Source organism: Octadecabacter antarcticus 307, from assembly GCF_000155675.2.
In the GTDB taxonomy this organism is placed as follows: Bacteria; Pseudomonadota; Alphaproteobacteria; order Rhodobacterales; family Rhodobacteraceae; genus Octadecabacter; species Octadecabacter antarcticus.
In genome coordinates this window covers 2,770,295-2,784,089 of record NC_020911.1, presented here as the reverse complement: position 1 = coordinate 2,784,089, position 13,795 = coordinate 2,770,295, and the positions used below count along the sequence as shown (strand labels likewise).

The 13,795-nt window shown below is 55.6% G+C and carries 14 protein-coding genes; 9 read left to right on the top strand and 5 right to left on the bottom strand.

Translation table 11 applies throughout. The features are described from left to right. Positions 1 to 312 precede the first annotated feature (312 nt). Both OAN307_RS14070 and OAN307_RS14065 read left to right on the top strand, forming a co-directional pair. Complete coding sequence (locus OAN307_RS14070; protein WP_015500352.1) at positions 313 to 570, top strand: EF-hand domain-containing protein; 258 nt, start codon at positions 313 to 315, stop codon at positions 568 to 570. A 140-nt stretch (positions 571 to 710) separates the two neighbouring features. Continuing rightward, positions 711 to 2,123: an MmgE/PrpD family protein gene (locus OAN307_RS14065; RefSeq protein WP_015500351.1), complete on the top strand. Its 1,413-nt coding sequence runs from the start codon at positions 711 to 713 to the stop codon at positions 2,121 to 2,123. Positions 2,124 to 2,198: 75 nt separating this feature from the next. Here the strand turns inward: OAN307_RS14065 and ilvN are convergent, their stop codons facing one another. Further along, entirely contained in the window at positions 2,199 to 2,762 is a 564-nt protein-coding gene (gene ilvN, locus OAN307_RS14060) for an acetolactate synthase small subunit (protein ID WP_015500350.1), read from the bottom strand. Positions 2,763 to 2,833: 71 nt separating this feature from the next. After that, positions 2,834 to 4,591 carry an acetolactate synthase 3 large subunit gene (locus OAN307_RS14055; protein ID WP_015500349.1) on the bottom strand — a complete coding sequence of 586 codons (1,758 nt, stop codon included), beginning with the start codon at positions 4,589 to 4,591 and terminating at the stop codon, positions 2,834 to 2,836. A gap of 443 nt (positions 4,592 to 5,034) precedes the next feature. On the opposite strand from OAN307_RS14055, the gene OAN307_RS14050 reads away from it, so the two are divergent. The 4 genes from OAN307_RS14050 to OAN307_RS25350 all read left to right on the top strand — a co-directional run bounded on the left by OAN307_RS14050 (position 5,035) and on the right by OAN307_RS25350 (position 7,258). Then, entirely contained in the window at positions 5,035 to 5,295 is a 261-nt protein-coding gene (locus tag OAN307_RS14050) for a hypothetical protein (protein WP_015500348.1), read from the top strand. 87 nt (positions 5,296 to 5,382) lie between these two features. Then, positions 5,383 to 5,568, top strand: a complete 186-nt coding sequence (locus tag OAN307_RS14045; protein WP_044043770.1) for a hypothetical protein — start codon at positions 5,383 to 5,385, stop codon at positions 5,566 to 5,568. A gap of 141 nt (positions 5,569 to 5,709) precedes the next feature. Continuing rightward, a complete protein-coding gene (locus OAN307_RS14040; RefSeq protein WP_144055583.1) occupies positions 5,710 to 7,008 on the top strand; it encodes a calcium-binding protein in 1,299 nt (432 codons plus the stop codon). Continuing rightward, complete coding sequence (locus OAN307_RS25350) at positions 6,992 to 7,258, top strand: hypothetical protein (protein WP_051068014.1); 267 nt, start codon at positions 6,992 to 6,994, stop codon at positions 7,256 to 7,258. Before OAN307_RS14040 ends, OAN307_RS25350 begins: the two co-directional genes overlap by 17 nt. A gap of 18 nt (positions 7,259 to 7,276) precedes the next feature. Here the strand turns inward: OAN307_RS25350 and OAN307_RS29000 are convergent, their stop codons facing one another. Then, positions 7,277 to 7,444 carry a DUF6500 family protein gene (locus tag OAN307_RS29000; protein WP_187292587.1) on the bottom strand — a complete coding sequence of 56 codons (168 nt, stop codon included), beginning with the start codon at positions 7,442 to 7,444 and terminating at the stop codon, positions 7,277 to 7,279. Positions 7,445 to 7,512: 68 nt separating this feature from the next. Continuing rightward, positions 7,513 to 7,692 (bottom strand): hypothetical protein, encoded by a 180-nt coding sequence (locus OAN307_RS27490; protein WP_051068013.1) that lies wholly within the window; start codon positions 7,690 to 7,692, stop codon positions 7,513 to 7,515. Between the two features lie 355 nt (positions 7,693 to 8,047). Here OAN307_RS27490 and OAN307_RS14030 point away from each other — a divergent pair, with 355 nt between their 5' ends. The 3 genes from OAN307_RS14030 to OAN307_RS14020 all read left to right on the top strand — a co-directional run bounded on the left by OAN307_RS14030 (position 8,048) and on the right by OAN307_RS14020 (position 12,736). Then, a complete protein-coding gene (locus OAN307_RS14030) occupies positions 8,048 to 9,133 on the top strand; it encodes a TRAP transporter substrate-binding protein (protein WP_015500345.1) in 1,086 nt (361 codons plus the stop codon). A 127-nt stretch (positions 9,134 to 9,260) separates the two neighbouring features. Beyond that, entirely contained in the window at positions 9,261 to 10,310 is a 1,050-nt protein-coding gene (locus tag OAN307_RS14025) for a TRAP transporter small permease subunit (RefSeq protein WP_015500344.1), read from the top strand. Between the two features lie 74 nt (positions 10,311 to 10,384). After that, entirely contained in the window at positions 10,385 to 12,736 is a 2,352-nt protein-coding gene (locus tag OAN307_RS14020) for a TRAP transporter large permease (RefSeq protein ID WP_015500343.1), read from the top strand. 119 nt (positions 12,737 to 12,855) lie between these two features. On the opposite strand, the gene OAN307_RS14015 is transcribed toward OAN307_RS14020, so the two are convergent. Further along, on the bottom strand, positions 12,856 to 13,710 hold the full coding sequence (locus OAN307_RS14015; protein ID WP_015500342.1) for an arginyltransferase: 855 nt from the start codon (positions 13,708 to 13,710) through the stop codon (positions 12,856 to 12,858). Between the last annotated feature and the right edge of the window lie 85 nt (positions 13,711 to 13,795).

Below are 13,795 nucleotides of genomic sequence, written 5' to 3'. Positions count from 1 at the left end.
AGTGCGCGACACTGTCTTTTCTCACCACGACATCGCCATAGGGGGGGCTTTGCTGGCTAAGGGAGCCAAGGACGGGTTTGGGCGAGTTTTTTTTTGGGGGGGCATCGCCAAAAATTCACGCTGGTATAAGCTGGAATTTGCGTGGCGGCTTCGGGTGGCGTTGGTCCGCCGAAACAGGGGGCGTAAACGCGCGCCCCCTTGCGCAAAACAACGTGTTCTGCGTGTTGTAAGTCACCGGACATTGGCGTGGGCTCGCACGTGTTACGGGACGCAAAAAAAACGCGTTCTTTCATGTCCAAAGGAGAGATTGTTATGTTGAAGATGACCAAGCTGAGCACTGCGGTTTTCGCCTTGATCCCCCTGATTGCAGGCCCCGCAATGGCGCAAGATGCCGATCCGATGATCGATGTGAACGGTGATGGATTTTACAGCTACCCCGAAGTCGGATCGATGTACCCCGACATTACCAGCGTCGATTTTTTGGCGATGGATACGACGGGCGATGGCCTGCTTGATATGGCCGAGGTTGCGGCCGCGCAAGGTGTCGGACTGATGCCAATTCCCGAATAAGCTGGTGGTACTGAATAAACAGGAATTGCGCGTCTAGTGTGGTAGATCGCTCCGCCGACCTTTTATCGCGCATACCCCCATGCACCCCCCAAGTGTGTGGGGACAGGCCCTCTGGTTATTATGACTGGAGGGCTTTTTTTGTGGCCGTTTTGGTGCAGTCTGGTGTGCAAGAGGACATTGAAATGGCACCATCGGTTTATGACTACGTCCATGATTTGAAGTTCAGCGATGTGTCGCCTGAGGCAATTGTCATGGCGAAACGGTTGGTATTGGATCTGTACGGCGTTGCACTGGGCGGGGCGCAGACAGACCTGTCACGAATCATTCGCGACCATGCGGCGGGTCATTTTGGCGGCGGTCACGCGCGCATGTTGCTGGATGGGCGACATGTCAGTGCGGCGGGGGCGGCGTTGGCAGGTGGTATGACAATTGATGCGTTGGACGGTCATGACGGGCAAAAGCTGACCAAGGGGCATGTGGGGTGTGGGGTATTTCCGTCCGCGCTGGCATTGATGGAGGCGCAAGCCTGTGATGATCCGCGTGAATTGTTAACCGCATTGGTTGCAGGATATGAAATTGGCACGCGGGCAGGGATCGCGTTGCACCGCACCGCCAGCGATTATCATACGTCTGGGGCGTGGATTGCTGTGGCTTGTGCCGCGCTCGGTGCGCGGGCTTTGGGGCTGACGCGCGCGCAAACCCGCGAGGCGATGGGGATTGCTGAATATCATGGGCCACGCAGCCAGATGATGCGCTGCATCGATCACCCCACGATGGTGAAAGACGGGTCCGGTTGGGGTGCGATGGCAGGGGTATCGGCCGCGTATTTGGCCGCTGACGGGTTTAGTGGCGCGCCAGCGGTGACGGTGGATGGCGCGGATGTAGCCGATATTTGGGCTGATCTGGGAACACGACACTACGTATTTGAACACTACATCAAGCTGTATCCTGTGTGTCGTTGGGCGCAGCCGCCGCTTCAGGCGGTGCTGGATCTGCGGCTGGCACACGGGCTGGTGAGCACGGATGTCGAGCGCATTGAAGTCACCACATTCCATCAATCTGTGCGGCTTGCCGTGCGACACCCCAAGACCACCGAGGAGGCGCAGTATTCGACGGCGTATCCAACGGCTGTTGGCATGGTGCATGGTCGTGTTGGCGCGCATGAAGTGTCGGCAGCCGCGTTTGCGGACGCCGAAGTACGGCGGCTGGCGGCAGGGATGATCTTTGCCGAAGATGAGGGCTACAATGCGGCGTTTCCGGCACATCGCTTTGCCCATGTGACGCTTGTGCTGTGTGATGGCACCCATTTGACGTCTGAAAGGGCCGAAGCGCTGGGCGATCCCGAAGCGCCGCTGAGTGCGCCGGTAATGCGCGACAAATTTCACGCGCTTGCGGACGGCATTATCGGGCATCAACGGGCGCGGGCTGCGGTTGATATTATCGCACGTCTGGACGCGGAGTGGGGCAGTATGTCCGACTTGAATAGCGTTTTATACGCCCGTGAGGGTGGCGCAGTGTTTGCGCCTTTCTTGCACAAGAAACGGAAAGACTAGACGCCCCGAGTGCGGGCGCCTTTTTCATATTTTCAGCCTGAAAACCGGATGCGAAAGCCTGTGCGGCGCGCGCCGCTACATTTTTCCGCGCGACAGGGCCGCGACGCCAGTGCGGGCCATTTCAACCAGCCCGATCGGGCGCATCAAGTCGGCAAACGCGTCGATCTTTTCACTCGTTCCGGTGATTTCAAACGTGAAACTTTGCAGCGTGCTGTCGACCACGTTGGCGCGAAACACATCGGCCAGTCGCAGCATTTCCATCCGGTCATCACCTTTGCCAGCGACCTTGAACAGCGCCAGTTCGCGTTCAACGCTGCGGCCTTCGACGGTTAAATCATGGACCTCGCGCACCGAAACGATGCGGCCAAGCTGTGCGGTGATCTGGTTGATGGTTTGCGGCGTGCCAGTGGTGACCACGGTGATGCGGGATAAGTGACCTGTGTGGTCAATCTCTGCGACGGTCAGGCTTTCGATGTTGTAGCCACGCCCTGCAAACAGGCCAATGACACGGGCCAAGACACCGGGTTCATTTTCAACAATAACCGCAAGCGTGTGGCGTTCTTCGACATCCGAAAACGTCGGGCGAAGGTTGTAGGCGGAGTGCGACGAGGCACCTTTTTTAAGGCGGAGTGCGGACATTATGTGTTCTTTCCTATGGGGCTGGTGGCAAACTCTTTCACAGAGTTTGGGCAAATTCCTTTGAAAGGATTTTACACCAGCACACTTCCTTTGGCATCAATCACGCCCTGCGTATCGGCTTCGCCCAGCAGCATTTCGTTGTGGGCTTTGCCGGATGGAATCATCGGGAAGCAGTTTTCGTGTTTTGCGACCAGACAATCAAAAACGACCGGACCGTCGTGGTTCAGCATTTCCATGATGGCGTCGTCCAGATCGTCGGGGTCGGAACAGATGATGCCTTTGGCACCGAAAGCTTCGGCCAATTTGACGAAATCGGGCAGGGATTCAGACCAGCTGGATGAATAGCGTTCGCCGTGCAGCAATTCCTGCCACTGGCGCACCATACCCAGACGTTCGTTGTTGATAATGAACTGTTTGACGGGCAGGCGGTATTGCACGGCCGTTCCCAGTTCTTGCATGTTCATCAGCCATGATGCTTCGCCCGCCACGTTAACGACCAAGGCATCGGGATGCGCCATTTGCACACCGATGGACGCTGGATGGCCGTAGCCCATGGTGCCAAGTCCGCCAGAGGTCATCCACTGGTTGGGATGTTCAAAGCCGAGGTATTGCGCCGCCCACATCTGGTGCTGGCCAACTTCGGTGGTGATATAGCGATCTGAGCGATGTTTTGTCAGCGCCTCAAGCCGGGACAGCGCGTATTGCGGCTTGATGATCTTGCCCTCTTGCTTGAACGCCAAGCAGTCGACTTTACGCCATTCCTTGATCTCTTCCCACCATTTTCCAACTTTTTCTGTGTTGGTTTTGCGTCCACGAGATTTCCAGACCTTCAACAGATCTTCAAGAACATGGGCGACGTCACCGACGATTGCGATATCGGTCTGGATGACCTTGTTGATCGAACTCGGGTCGATATCGATGTGCGCCTTGATCGAATTGGGCGAAAATTTATCGAGCACGCCAGTGATGCGATCATCGAACCGCGCGCCGATGTTGATCATCAGGTCGCAATCGTGCATCGCCATGTTCGCCTCATACAGCCCGTGCATGCCCAGCATACCGAGCCAATTGTCGCCAGATGCCGGATAACAGCCCAGACCCATCAAGGTCGATGTAATCGGGAAATTCGTGGCACCGACGAGTTCGCGCAGCAGTTGGCTGGCCGCAGGGCCGGAATTGATGACACCGCCGCCGGTATAAAACAGCGGCTTCTTGGCCTTTTCCATGGCGGCAACCAGATCGGTGATGCCTTCGATGTCACCTTTGACCTGTGGTTGGTAATGCGATTTGGACGGCTGGGGTTTGGTGTAGGTGCCGTGGGCGAACTGCACGTCCTTGGGGATGTCGACCAGAACAGGACCGGGGCGACCGGACATGGCGACGTGGAACGCCTCATGGATGACGCCCGCCAGTTTGTCAGTCTCTTTGACCAGCCAGTTGTGTTTGGTACAGGGGCGCGTGATGCCAACGGTGTCGGCTTCCTGGAACGCGTCCGACCCGATCATAAAGGTCGGAACCTGACCAGTCAGAACGACGATTGGGATGGAATCAAGCAGCGCGTCTGTCAGGCCGGTGACCGCGTTTGTCGCACCCGGGCCCGATGTCACCAGCGCAACGCCGGGTTTGCCTGTGGATCGCGCGTAGCCTTCGGCCGCGTGAACAGCACCTTGTTCGTGGCGCACAAGAATATGCTTGATCGAGTTTTGCTGAAAAAGCTCGTCATAAATCGGGAGGACAGCGCCACCGGGGTAGCCAAAGACCGTGTCCACGCCCTGATCTATCAAAGCTTGGACTACCATTTTCGCGCCAGTCATCGTATTCGCAGACATTGTATTTTCCTTGTCTCAGCATTTCGCGATGTCATCGCTTGTGTGTCGCGTCGTTTTGTCGTTTTCACTTGACCGTCCGGACAAGTGTACCGCATAAAAAAGCCCCCGAAAATTCGGAGGCGCATGGGAACCGTTATGGTCAACCTTTACAGGCCCATGCGCGTTCGTCCTACAAGTACAAGAATGCGGGGCATCCCAAAGTCTCCTTTAACGTTATGTAGTTTATGGCTTTGTTTTCATGGAGGGTCAACAGCCGGAATCGCAAAAATGTCGTTTGAAGGCGGTTTTTCGCAACTTTATTTCAGGGGGCGAGTGAGGTGTGAACAATAAATGGGTGACGCGGCTATTGGTCTGGGAGCGGAAACAATCACACAATTGACTCGCTTTTTGAAAGAAGTGGCGGAGTAATACGTGATTATTTGATAACCTTGGGGGAGGTTTTTATGCCTCTTGATATTTTATCTATTTTTGCAGCTGTTGGTGTTCCGGGTGACGTAGTGCTCGCGTCATCCGGCATTAATGGCGTGACGGTTGAGGCTGTGCCGAATATCGACGCGGCGGGTGGTGTGCTGACAGTGATCGAGACTACGGCAGCGTCGGACGGTGTCGCGGGCACGGCCACCTTGCAATATACCGATGTTGCTGGGACGCTATCGGACATCACCGTCGATTTACCTGAAGGATACAGTGTTGCTGAGGGTTAAGGCGTCGTTTTCGGCGCTGGCCTGGATGAGTTTCTTGTAGCGGGCAATCGGGTTAGTACGTAGGACACTGACGAAGCAGGCACGGCTGTGACAGTGCTTAAGGTCGGCCTGTCCGAGGATGGTACACCAGTTGCGCTGGGCTTTGACAATTCTGTTCGCCCCGAACTTTATGCCGAGACCCGCGACGTCAATGAAACGCTGGAGCTTTACCCACTGGGCGACGGGCGGGTCGTCTTTGCCCTGTCTGCCACCCGCGATGACTGGGGCATTTAATACGGTACGGTATCGGCGGAAGACTGCGAGACGGAAGCGACTTTCCTTGGTGGTGGGATATTTGCGAGCAGCCATGCAATTGCATTGGATGATGGCGGGCTCCTTTATCTCGAGCAGGGACCCTGCGGAGCTGGTGATATCGTGTTTACACAGTTTGATGCTGATGGATTGGAAATTGCCAGTCATCAGTCTCGTCCTGATTTTGATTTAGCCGATGTCGGTTTTCCTGATCTGGAAGGCATCAGCACCACGGTTATCATCGGCGATACGGGCGAGCTGGAGCTGTTCGCTGAAATCCCAGAGACATCGCAACCGGAAACATTCCGTATTGAATGCGACCTTCTGCCGGTTTCTGATGAGCCCGTGATTGAGCCGCTTTTGCCGCCCTTGTACCCGGATGAGATCATCGGCACTGACGGCAATGATGATTTCACCTATCCGTTTGATGCGAGTCCAAAGACTGTGTTTGGCTGTGCAGGCGATGACTTGTTCGGAGATGAAAACTTAGATCAGTATTTAAGCGAAAGCGTTTTGTATGGCGGCGCTGGATCTGACGAATTTTTCATAACGGGTGATGGTTCGAGCGTATTTGGCGGCGACGGCGCTGATTACCCCGTCTACAAAGACGGCACTGGATTTGCCGATATGGGCGCGGGCGATGATGAAGTCAGCCTGAAGGATGGATCTTACACGGTCTACGGACGCGATGGAGGCGACAACATTTATTCATCGACGGGCGGCGGGGGCCACGATTTGCGTGGTGGTAATGGCAACGATACCATCACGGGCAGTGACGGCGACGATTTTCTACGCGGCAACCATGACAACGACGAGATGTATGGTGGAGATGGCAAAGACGATGTGAACGGCGGCTTTGGCGACGATATTGTTTATGGTGACGGCGGCGACGACAGGGTTTCCGGCTTTAATGGCAACGACAGCTTGCATGTTGGTGACGGCGAAGATGTGATGCGTGGTGGCCGCGGCGATGACCTTATGAACGGCGGCGCGGGTGACGATTTCCTGCGCGGTGCGGACGGCAGCGACACTCTTTTCGGGAGACGTGGGCTTTTCGGGAGACGTGGGGACGATCTGCTGAAAGGCGGGCTGGGCACGGATGATGTGCGCGGTGGCGATGGCGACGATACTTTGTACGGTGGTGCGTCGCATGATTTCGTGCGTGGAAACCACGGCAACGACAAGATGAATGGTGGCAATGGCGCTGACGATATGAATGGCGGCTTTGACCACGATATTGTTTATGGCGACGGCGGCGATGACAAGGTTTCCGGTTTTGATGGCGATGACAGTCTGTTTGGCGGCGACGGCGACGATGCGATGCATGGCGGTCGTGGCGATGACTTTATGAACGGCGGCGCCGTTGACGATGTGCTGCGCGGTGCGCAGGGTGATGATGTGCTTCATGGGGGGCGGTCGTAACATTTTGATTGGCGGCGAGGGGGCTGACACCTTCCGTGTTAATGACAGCAATCAGGGGGTCGATACTGTCGAAGACTTTGAGGTTGGGAGTGATATGGTCCAGGTTCTAAGTGAAAACGAGCTCACCTTTGATGACATCTTCCTGACCCAAGAGGACAGTGTTGCGATCATTGAAGCGGGCGATGCGACAATCCATTTGCAGGGCGTCGATGTCGATGATTTGAGAGAGGATGATTTCATCCTGATCTAGGGAGGCATTTGGTCTGCGCTATTTACCTGCTGCAATCATGTCGCGGATTTTGTCGTCCTTTTCAAAGTGGTCGAGGGCGTGGGTTTTTATCCACCATTCGGCGGCTTCCATCTGCAGATCTGGCATTAACAGCTCTGGCATTAACAGCTCTGGCATTAACAGCTCTGGCATTAACAGCTCTGGCATCAATAGGTCTCGCGTTTGTTCTTTTTGGCAAGGAACGCGTAGAACGACAAGCCGCCAGTATCAGCCTTTCAGTCGCCCTTGTTGGCAATCTTATCAATGCACTGGGCAATGGCTTTGGTGCGCAGGGCCGCGCGCGTCATCTGTTCCGCCTCATTCGATCTAACCCCCGCTGTGCAGGACGCCGCTTTCCATCGCGTCGCGCGCCAGCCCAGCGGTAAACCGATGTTGCGTTTACGGGCGGCGTTCAAGGATCGCGCCTATGCTTTGGGCAACTGTAAAAAATCGTTGATGTTGGTAATGTGGGTCGATTGGGCGGTCATGCGGTGTCCTGTTCCGTGTTTTCCGTGTCGTTTTCGGTGGGTCGAATCAAGGGGGGGAATCATCGCGCCTGCGTTGCCTCATTTTTAAGCTAATCGGGGTTTTTGCCATGTGAGCGCTAACAAATAGCCCATATTGGTAAAGATTTCTTACAATTGAGGGGTAAAACGAAGCATTAGGTCTTCCGCATCGGGGTGTGGCTATGTAACGTCACGCTACTTGAAACGATCCGCCTGCACCTTGGGAGAGGTTGTGGGCGTTTAATTCCATGGGAGGATATACCATATGGATCGTCGCTCTTTTCTGAGAACTTCTGCCCTTGGCGGTACTGCTGTTGCCGCGACCACGCTGGCAGCACCTGCATACGCACAAGGTAATCGCACGCTGACGATGGTCACTTCGGTGCCAGACGGCTTCGCGGTCTTCGACGACGCTGCGGTGAATTTCATCGACCGCGTGAACGCAATGGCCGATGGCGCGATCACCATCGAAAAGAAGGCCGCTGGCCAGCTTGTCGGTGCGTTCGAAGTGTTTGATGCTGTTTCGTCCGGTCAGGCCGATATGTATCACTCAGCCGATTATTATTTTGGCGGCCAGCACCCCGGCTATTATTTCATGACTGCCGTACCGTTCGGTGCGACAGGTGGTGAAATGGCCAGTTGGTACTACCACGGTGGCGGCGCAGAACTGCACGACGAATTGGGCAGCATCTTTGGCCTGAAATCGTTCCTTGCGGGTAACACCGGTCACCAGCCAGGCGGTTGGTTCAACAAGGAAATCAATTCTGCGGCTGACTTGCAGGGTCTGAAATTCCGTATGCCGGGCCTTGGTGGTCTTGCGCTGGGTCGCACCGGTGCATCGGTGCAAAACGTACCGGGTGGCGAAATCTATCAAGCGCTTGCGTCTGGTGCGATTGACGGTGCCGAGTGGATTGGTCCGTTCGCGGACGAACGTCTTGGATTCCAGGAAGTTTGTGATTTCTACTACACAGGTGGTATGCACGAGCCGGGTTCGGCACTTGTAGCCGCAATGAACCGCGATGTTTGGGACGAGATGACCCCTGCGATTCAGGAAATCGTTTCCACCGCTGCTGCGGCAACCCACCAGTGGTCCTTGTCCCAGTCAAACTACAACAACGGTGCAGCACTTGATCGTTTAAGGTCCCAAGGCGTAAAGGTTTTGGAATTCTCGGACGATGTCTGGGATGCGTTTGGAACGGCTGCATCTGCAGCGCTGGATGATTTCATGGATGATGAGCTGTTCGCACGTATCCGCGAAAGCCAGGAAGCTTCCGTGCGGTCGACCTACGCATGGACGTCTGTGTCCGACGATGTCTACACAGCACAGCGCGCCCGCGTGATGGGCAGCTAAGGCTGCTGACTGATCCCGTTCGCGAACGGTTGAAAAAATGGGGGGCCCTGCCAGAAAAGGCGGGGCCTATCCAAACCACGCGGGGAAAGCGTGGCACAGATTTCACATATATTTTGGGGGCAGTGACATGGAAGAAGACGCCGCAAACGCGGGTGCGTTCTGGTCATCCTATGAAAACGGATTCACGCAATGGTTGGAACGGCTTCAGGGCAATGCCCCAGAAGGACTGGACCCCAACGTCGGCGCCACGACATTTCTTGGCGCGCTTTGGAACACACTTGTTTGGCTTTTCTCCAATATCATCGAGGCGCTTTATAACATCGCTTTCGTTGTCACTCATCCCAATATCTGGCTGGACTTTTTAAGCTGGAACAACACCACCGAAGATAAGGAATCGCTGATGCGGTTCATTTATTACGGCGGCTCGCATGAGCTGTTTTTCGCTCTTTTCGTCTTGTTTCTTGCCCTGACGACAGCCGCGTTTCTGCACCGCCCGTTCATGTGGGGCTGTGTGCGGGTGCTTGAAGGCTTTGCCAACAAGGTCGGGCGCACGTTTGCTTGGGCCGGTCTGTTGATGGTGCTGGTTCAGATCATGATCATCTTTATGCAGCGGGTTTTCGCGGTGTCCGAGTTGTCGATCGGCCTAGGTATCGCCATGACGTTTGACGTCAGTTGGTGGGCCGAAAGTCTGAAGCTATACAACGCGATGATCGTCTGTTTGTGCGTCACATATACGTTCGTGCAGGGCGGTCATGTGCGGGTTGATCTGGTCTATTCCGCCGTGGGTCACCGCACCAAACGCATCATTGATATGGTCGGGTCCATCGTCTTTATGGTGCCGGCTGCAGTCCTAACGTGGATGTATGGCTGGTATTTCTTGTGGCGTCATCTGGTGGTGCCCAATACATCGGCGTCCGACAGTCTAGAACGCATGCTGAACAAAGCGCGCGCGCTGCGCTGGAACGTCGAAACCATTGGGTTCAGCCCAAACGGATTCAACGCATATTTCCTGTTCAAGGTTTTGCTGGTGACGTTTACCGCATTGGTTTTGCTGCACGCTGTAGCGTTCTTCTACCGTTCATATCTGGAACTGGTTGAAGGCGAGGAGAGCGTGGGTAAGTATCTCGACAAGGACAGCCTTGGCGAAGGTGAAGAAGCATATGAGGGAACACACTAATGGAATGTTTCCGACAAAAATGGGAGCCGGTTTTGAGGTTCGCAAACGTGAAAATGATGGCAGGAGCGTAGCGGATGTTTTTCGGTTTAGATGGCGTAGAAGTTGGCCTGATTATTGTATTCTTGTGCCTGTTCTCGGGCATCCTTTCTGGCTTTCCAGTGGCGTTTGCCATCAGTGGGGCTGCGGTTATTTCGTTCACGATTGTCGCGGCTTTGGATAGTGGTGGCTATCTTATCCACCAAGCGATTGACAAATCATCGGCCGAATACGCTGCGCTGATTGCCGACGGGATCAGGACCGACGTGATATCTGTGTTCCGCTACCCAGACTTGCCCCGAATAGGGGAAGCTGTGTTTGTCGGTGGCTGGGAAACGGCGATTGATCGCAACTTGTCGTTTGTTGTGAACCGGATGAACGAACGCGTTCTTGCAGGCCAGTCGATTGAAACGCTGCTCGCGGTGGCGATGTTCGTGTTGATGGGGATCACTCTGGAGCGTTCCAAGATCGCTGACGATTTGCTGACCACCATGAGCCGCGTTTTTGGCGGCCTTCCAGGCGGTTTGGCGGTTTCGGTTGTCGTGGTGGGTGCGTTCCTCGCGGCATCGACAGGCATTGTCGGCGCGACCGTTGTGACCATGGGTCTGCTGTCGTTGCCAACGATGTTGCGGGCGGGCTATTCCAAAGAACTCGCCACTGGCGTTATCGCGGCGTCTGGCACATTGGGCCAGATTATTCCGCCATCCATCGTGATCGTGCTGTTGGGCACTTTGGCGGGGGATTTGTATTCCGCAGCGCAAGAAACCCGGGCCTCACTTGTGGGCTGTTCGGACGCGCTGACCTATCTGGGCTCACCTGCAGTTTTGTCGGTCGGTACGCTGTTTCAAGCGGCGCTGTTGCCCGGTATCTTGCTGGCGTTTCTCTATGCGGCCTATGCGTTTTGCTATGCGCTGTTGAATCCCAGCAAAGCGCCAGCAGTGTCGGTGGGGGCCAGCACAGGCGAGGCGATTACCCGAAGCGGAGGTCTGACATGGTTCCTCGCAGTGCCGGGTGGTCTGGTCATTCTGCTGGTGTTCTTGATGAACCTCGGCGTGGTAGGCAGCCAGTCGATTATTGTCGATAGCTTTACTGATACAGGGAAGACGGCCAGCTTGCGCACGAACGTGTCGCCCGACTGCGCCGTCGCGATGCAAGATTTGCACGGTGATGAAGCATGGTTGGCAGCCGTTTCGGAGCAAACTGCAATCGATGACGCGGGTGGCGTGGTTCAAGCGCGTGAACTTAGTGACGAAGAACGCGCTGAACGGGTGATCCAACGGGTACTGGATGCGCCGAAAATCGGCACTGGTATTGCCATCCTTGCACTGTTTCTGGCGTTGGTTCTGACAACAGCGCGCGGCGTATCCCCGAGTTCGAGCTCTGGCCCGCTGATCGCTGGCGGCGTCGGGATATTGTTGCTGCTGCTGGCCGACGTGGTGTTGATCAGCGCGCTGACGACGCCCGGCGTGACGACGTTGATTATCATTTTGCCACTGCTTTTGGTGATGTGGTCCATGCGTCCAGCGCTTGCGCGTTTGGCGAAAAACGAACTGTTGCGTGTGGTCTTTCCGCCGTTGGTGTTGATCATCGCGGTTCTCGGGTCGATCCTTGGCGGTGTCACCAACCCGACGCCGGCGGCCGCTTTGGGCGCGGGTGGCGCGATTATGCTGGCGGCCTATCGCAAGCTGGCTGATCAGGAAAAGTCCGGCAAGATCATCTTGCTCGCGACGGGTGCTGTGGCGTTGATGCTGATTGTCGGCGTTAATTTCGACATGCGCGTCGGCCTAGAAGATGTGGCGTTCGAAAATTACATCGCGTTTGTCTTTGCGCTGTCGATGTTCTTGTTCGCGATGTTCGGTCTGTTTTACGCCTGCACCGTGTTGTGGCTTGGCGGCGTTCTGACGCCGGTTGTGCGCGAAACTGCAAAAGTCACGAGCATGGTTTTCACCATCCTGATCGGGTCGCAAATGCTCAACCTCGTGGTGATTTCGTTTGGTGGGGAACATTATATCCAGCAATTCCTGCGCAGCTTTGACGATGAATGGACTGTGTTCCTGATCGTGATGTTGGTGCTGTTTGTGCTGGGCTTCGTTTTGGATTTTCTGGAGATCATCTACATCGTGATCCCCATTGTCGGCCCCGTGATTTACGGCGGCACGTTTGATCCCAAGTGGGTGACGATCATGATTGCGGTGAACCTGCAGACGTCGTTCCTGACGCCACCCTTCGGGTTTGCGCTGTTCTATTTGCGCGGGGTCGCGCCGAAAGAAGTCACGACGGGCCATATTTATCGTGGCGTAATACCGTTCGTGGTGATCCAAGTGTTTGGGTTGCTTGTTCTTGCGTTGGTGCCTGGGATCGTGACGATTGTGCCAAACCTGCTGAACTGATCCCTTTTGCGGGCTGTTTGTTAACGCCACCTTGTTAATGGAAAAAAAGGGCGCCTGAAGGGGCGCCCTTTTCGCATGGTTTTCTATTGGCGCCCGTGGGGGGGGGAGGGGGATGCGCGTTAGCTTTGCTGGTCTGGCAACGCGATGCGCGCGAGCTGTTCGGCGATAGGCGCAACGGCGATCGGGTTAATTTCGGATGAATAATCATCGGGGTGGCTCAACACCTCCCACGCGCCTTTGCGGAAAATTTCGACGCCTTTGAAGTTCGCCTTATAGCCCATTTTGTCAGACCCCGGCACCCAGTAGCCAAGGTAGACATAGGGCAGGTCAAGGTCGCGGGCGATCTGGATGTGATCAAGGATCAGGTAGGTGCCGACAGAGGATTTTGCCAGCTCGGGCGCAAAGAAGGAATAGACCATCGACAGGCCATCATCGAGAACGTCTGTCAGGCTGACAGCGCGCAGCCCGTCGTAGGGGTCTCTGTCGGCCGTCGCATCCATCTTGCTGGCATCCACCAGCAAAGACCGGTATTCAATCAGGCGCGTGCGGATCGGGGTTTCTTCGACCATGGCAGCAAATTCGAAAAGATCCATGTCGGCCATCCCGCCCGTGGCGTGGCGGCTATCAAGGTAGTCGCGAAACAGGGCATATTGGCCTTCGGTCGCCCAGGGTGATGACGCGCTGCGGCTGAGATCAGCGTTGCGTTTCAGCACGCGCTTCTGGCTTTTGGACGGCGCAAAGTCCGCCACCTTGATGCGCGCGGACAGGCAGGCCGAACAATCGGTACAGGACGGGCGATATAGTACATTTTGTGATCGCCGAAATCCCTGTTTGGACAATGTATTGTTCAGCTTCTCGGCTGCGTCGCCTTGCAACGCTGTGAACAGCTTACGCTCCATCCTGCCGGCCAAATACGGGCAGGGTTGGGGGGCCGTTACGTAAAACAGCGGCGCAATGGGAAGGCTATGACGCATACATTCTCTGCCAACTAAGGATGCAATCAACCTAGCAAAATCAGGGTCATGGCGACAACCCGCGATTTAGGGTGGATTTGATTGG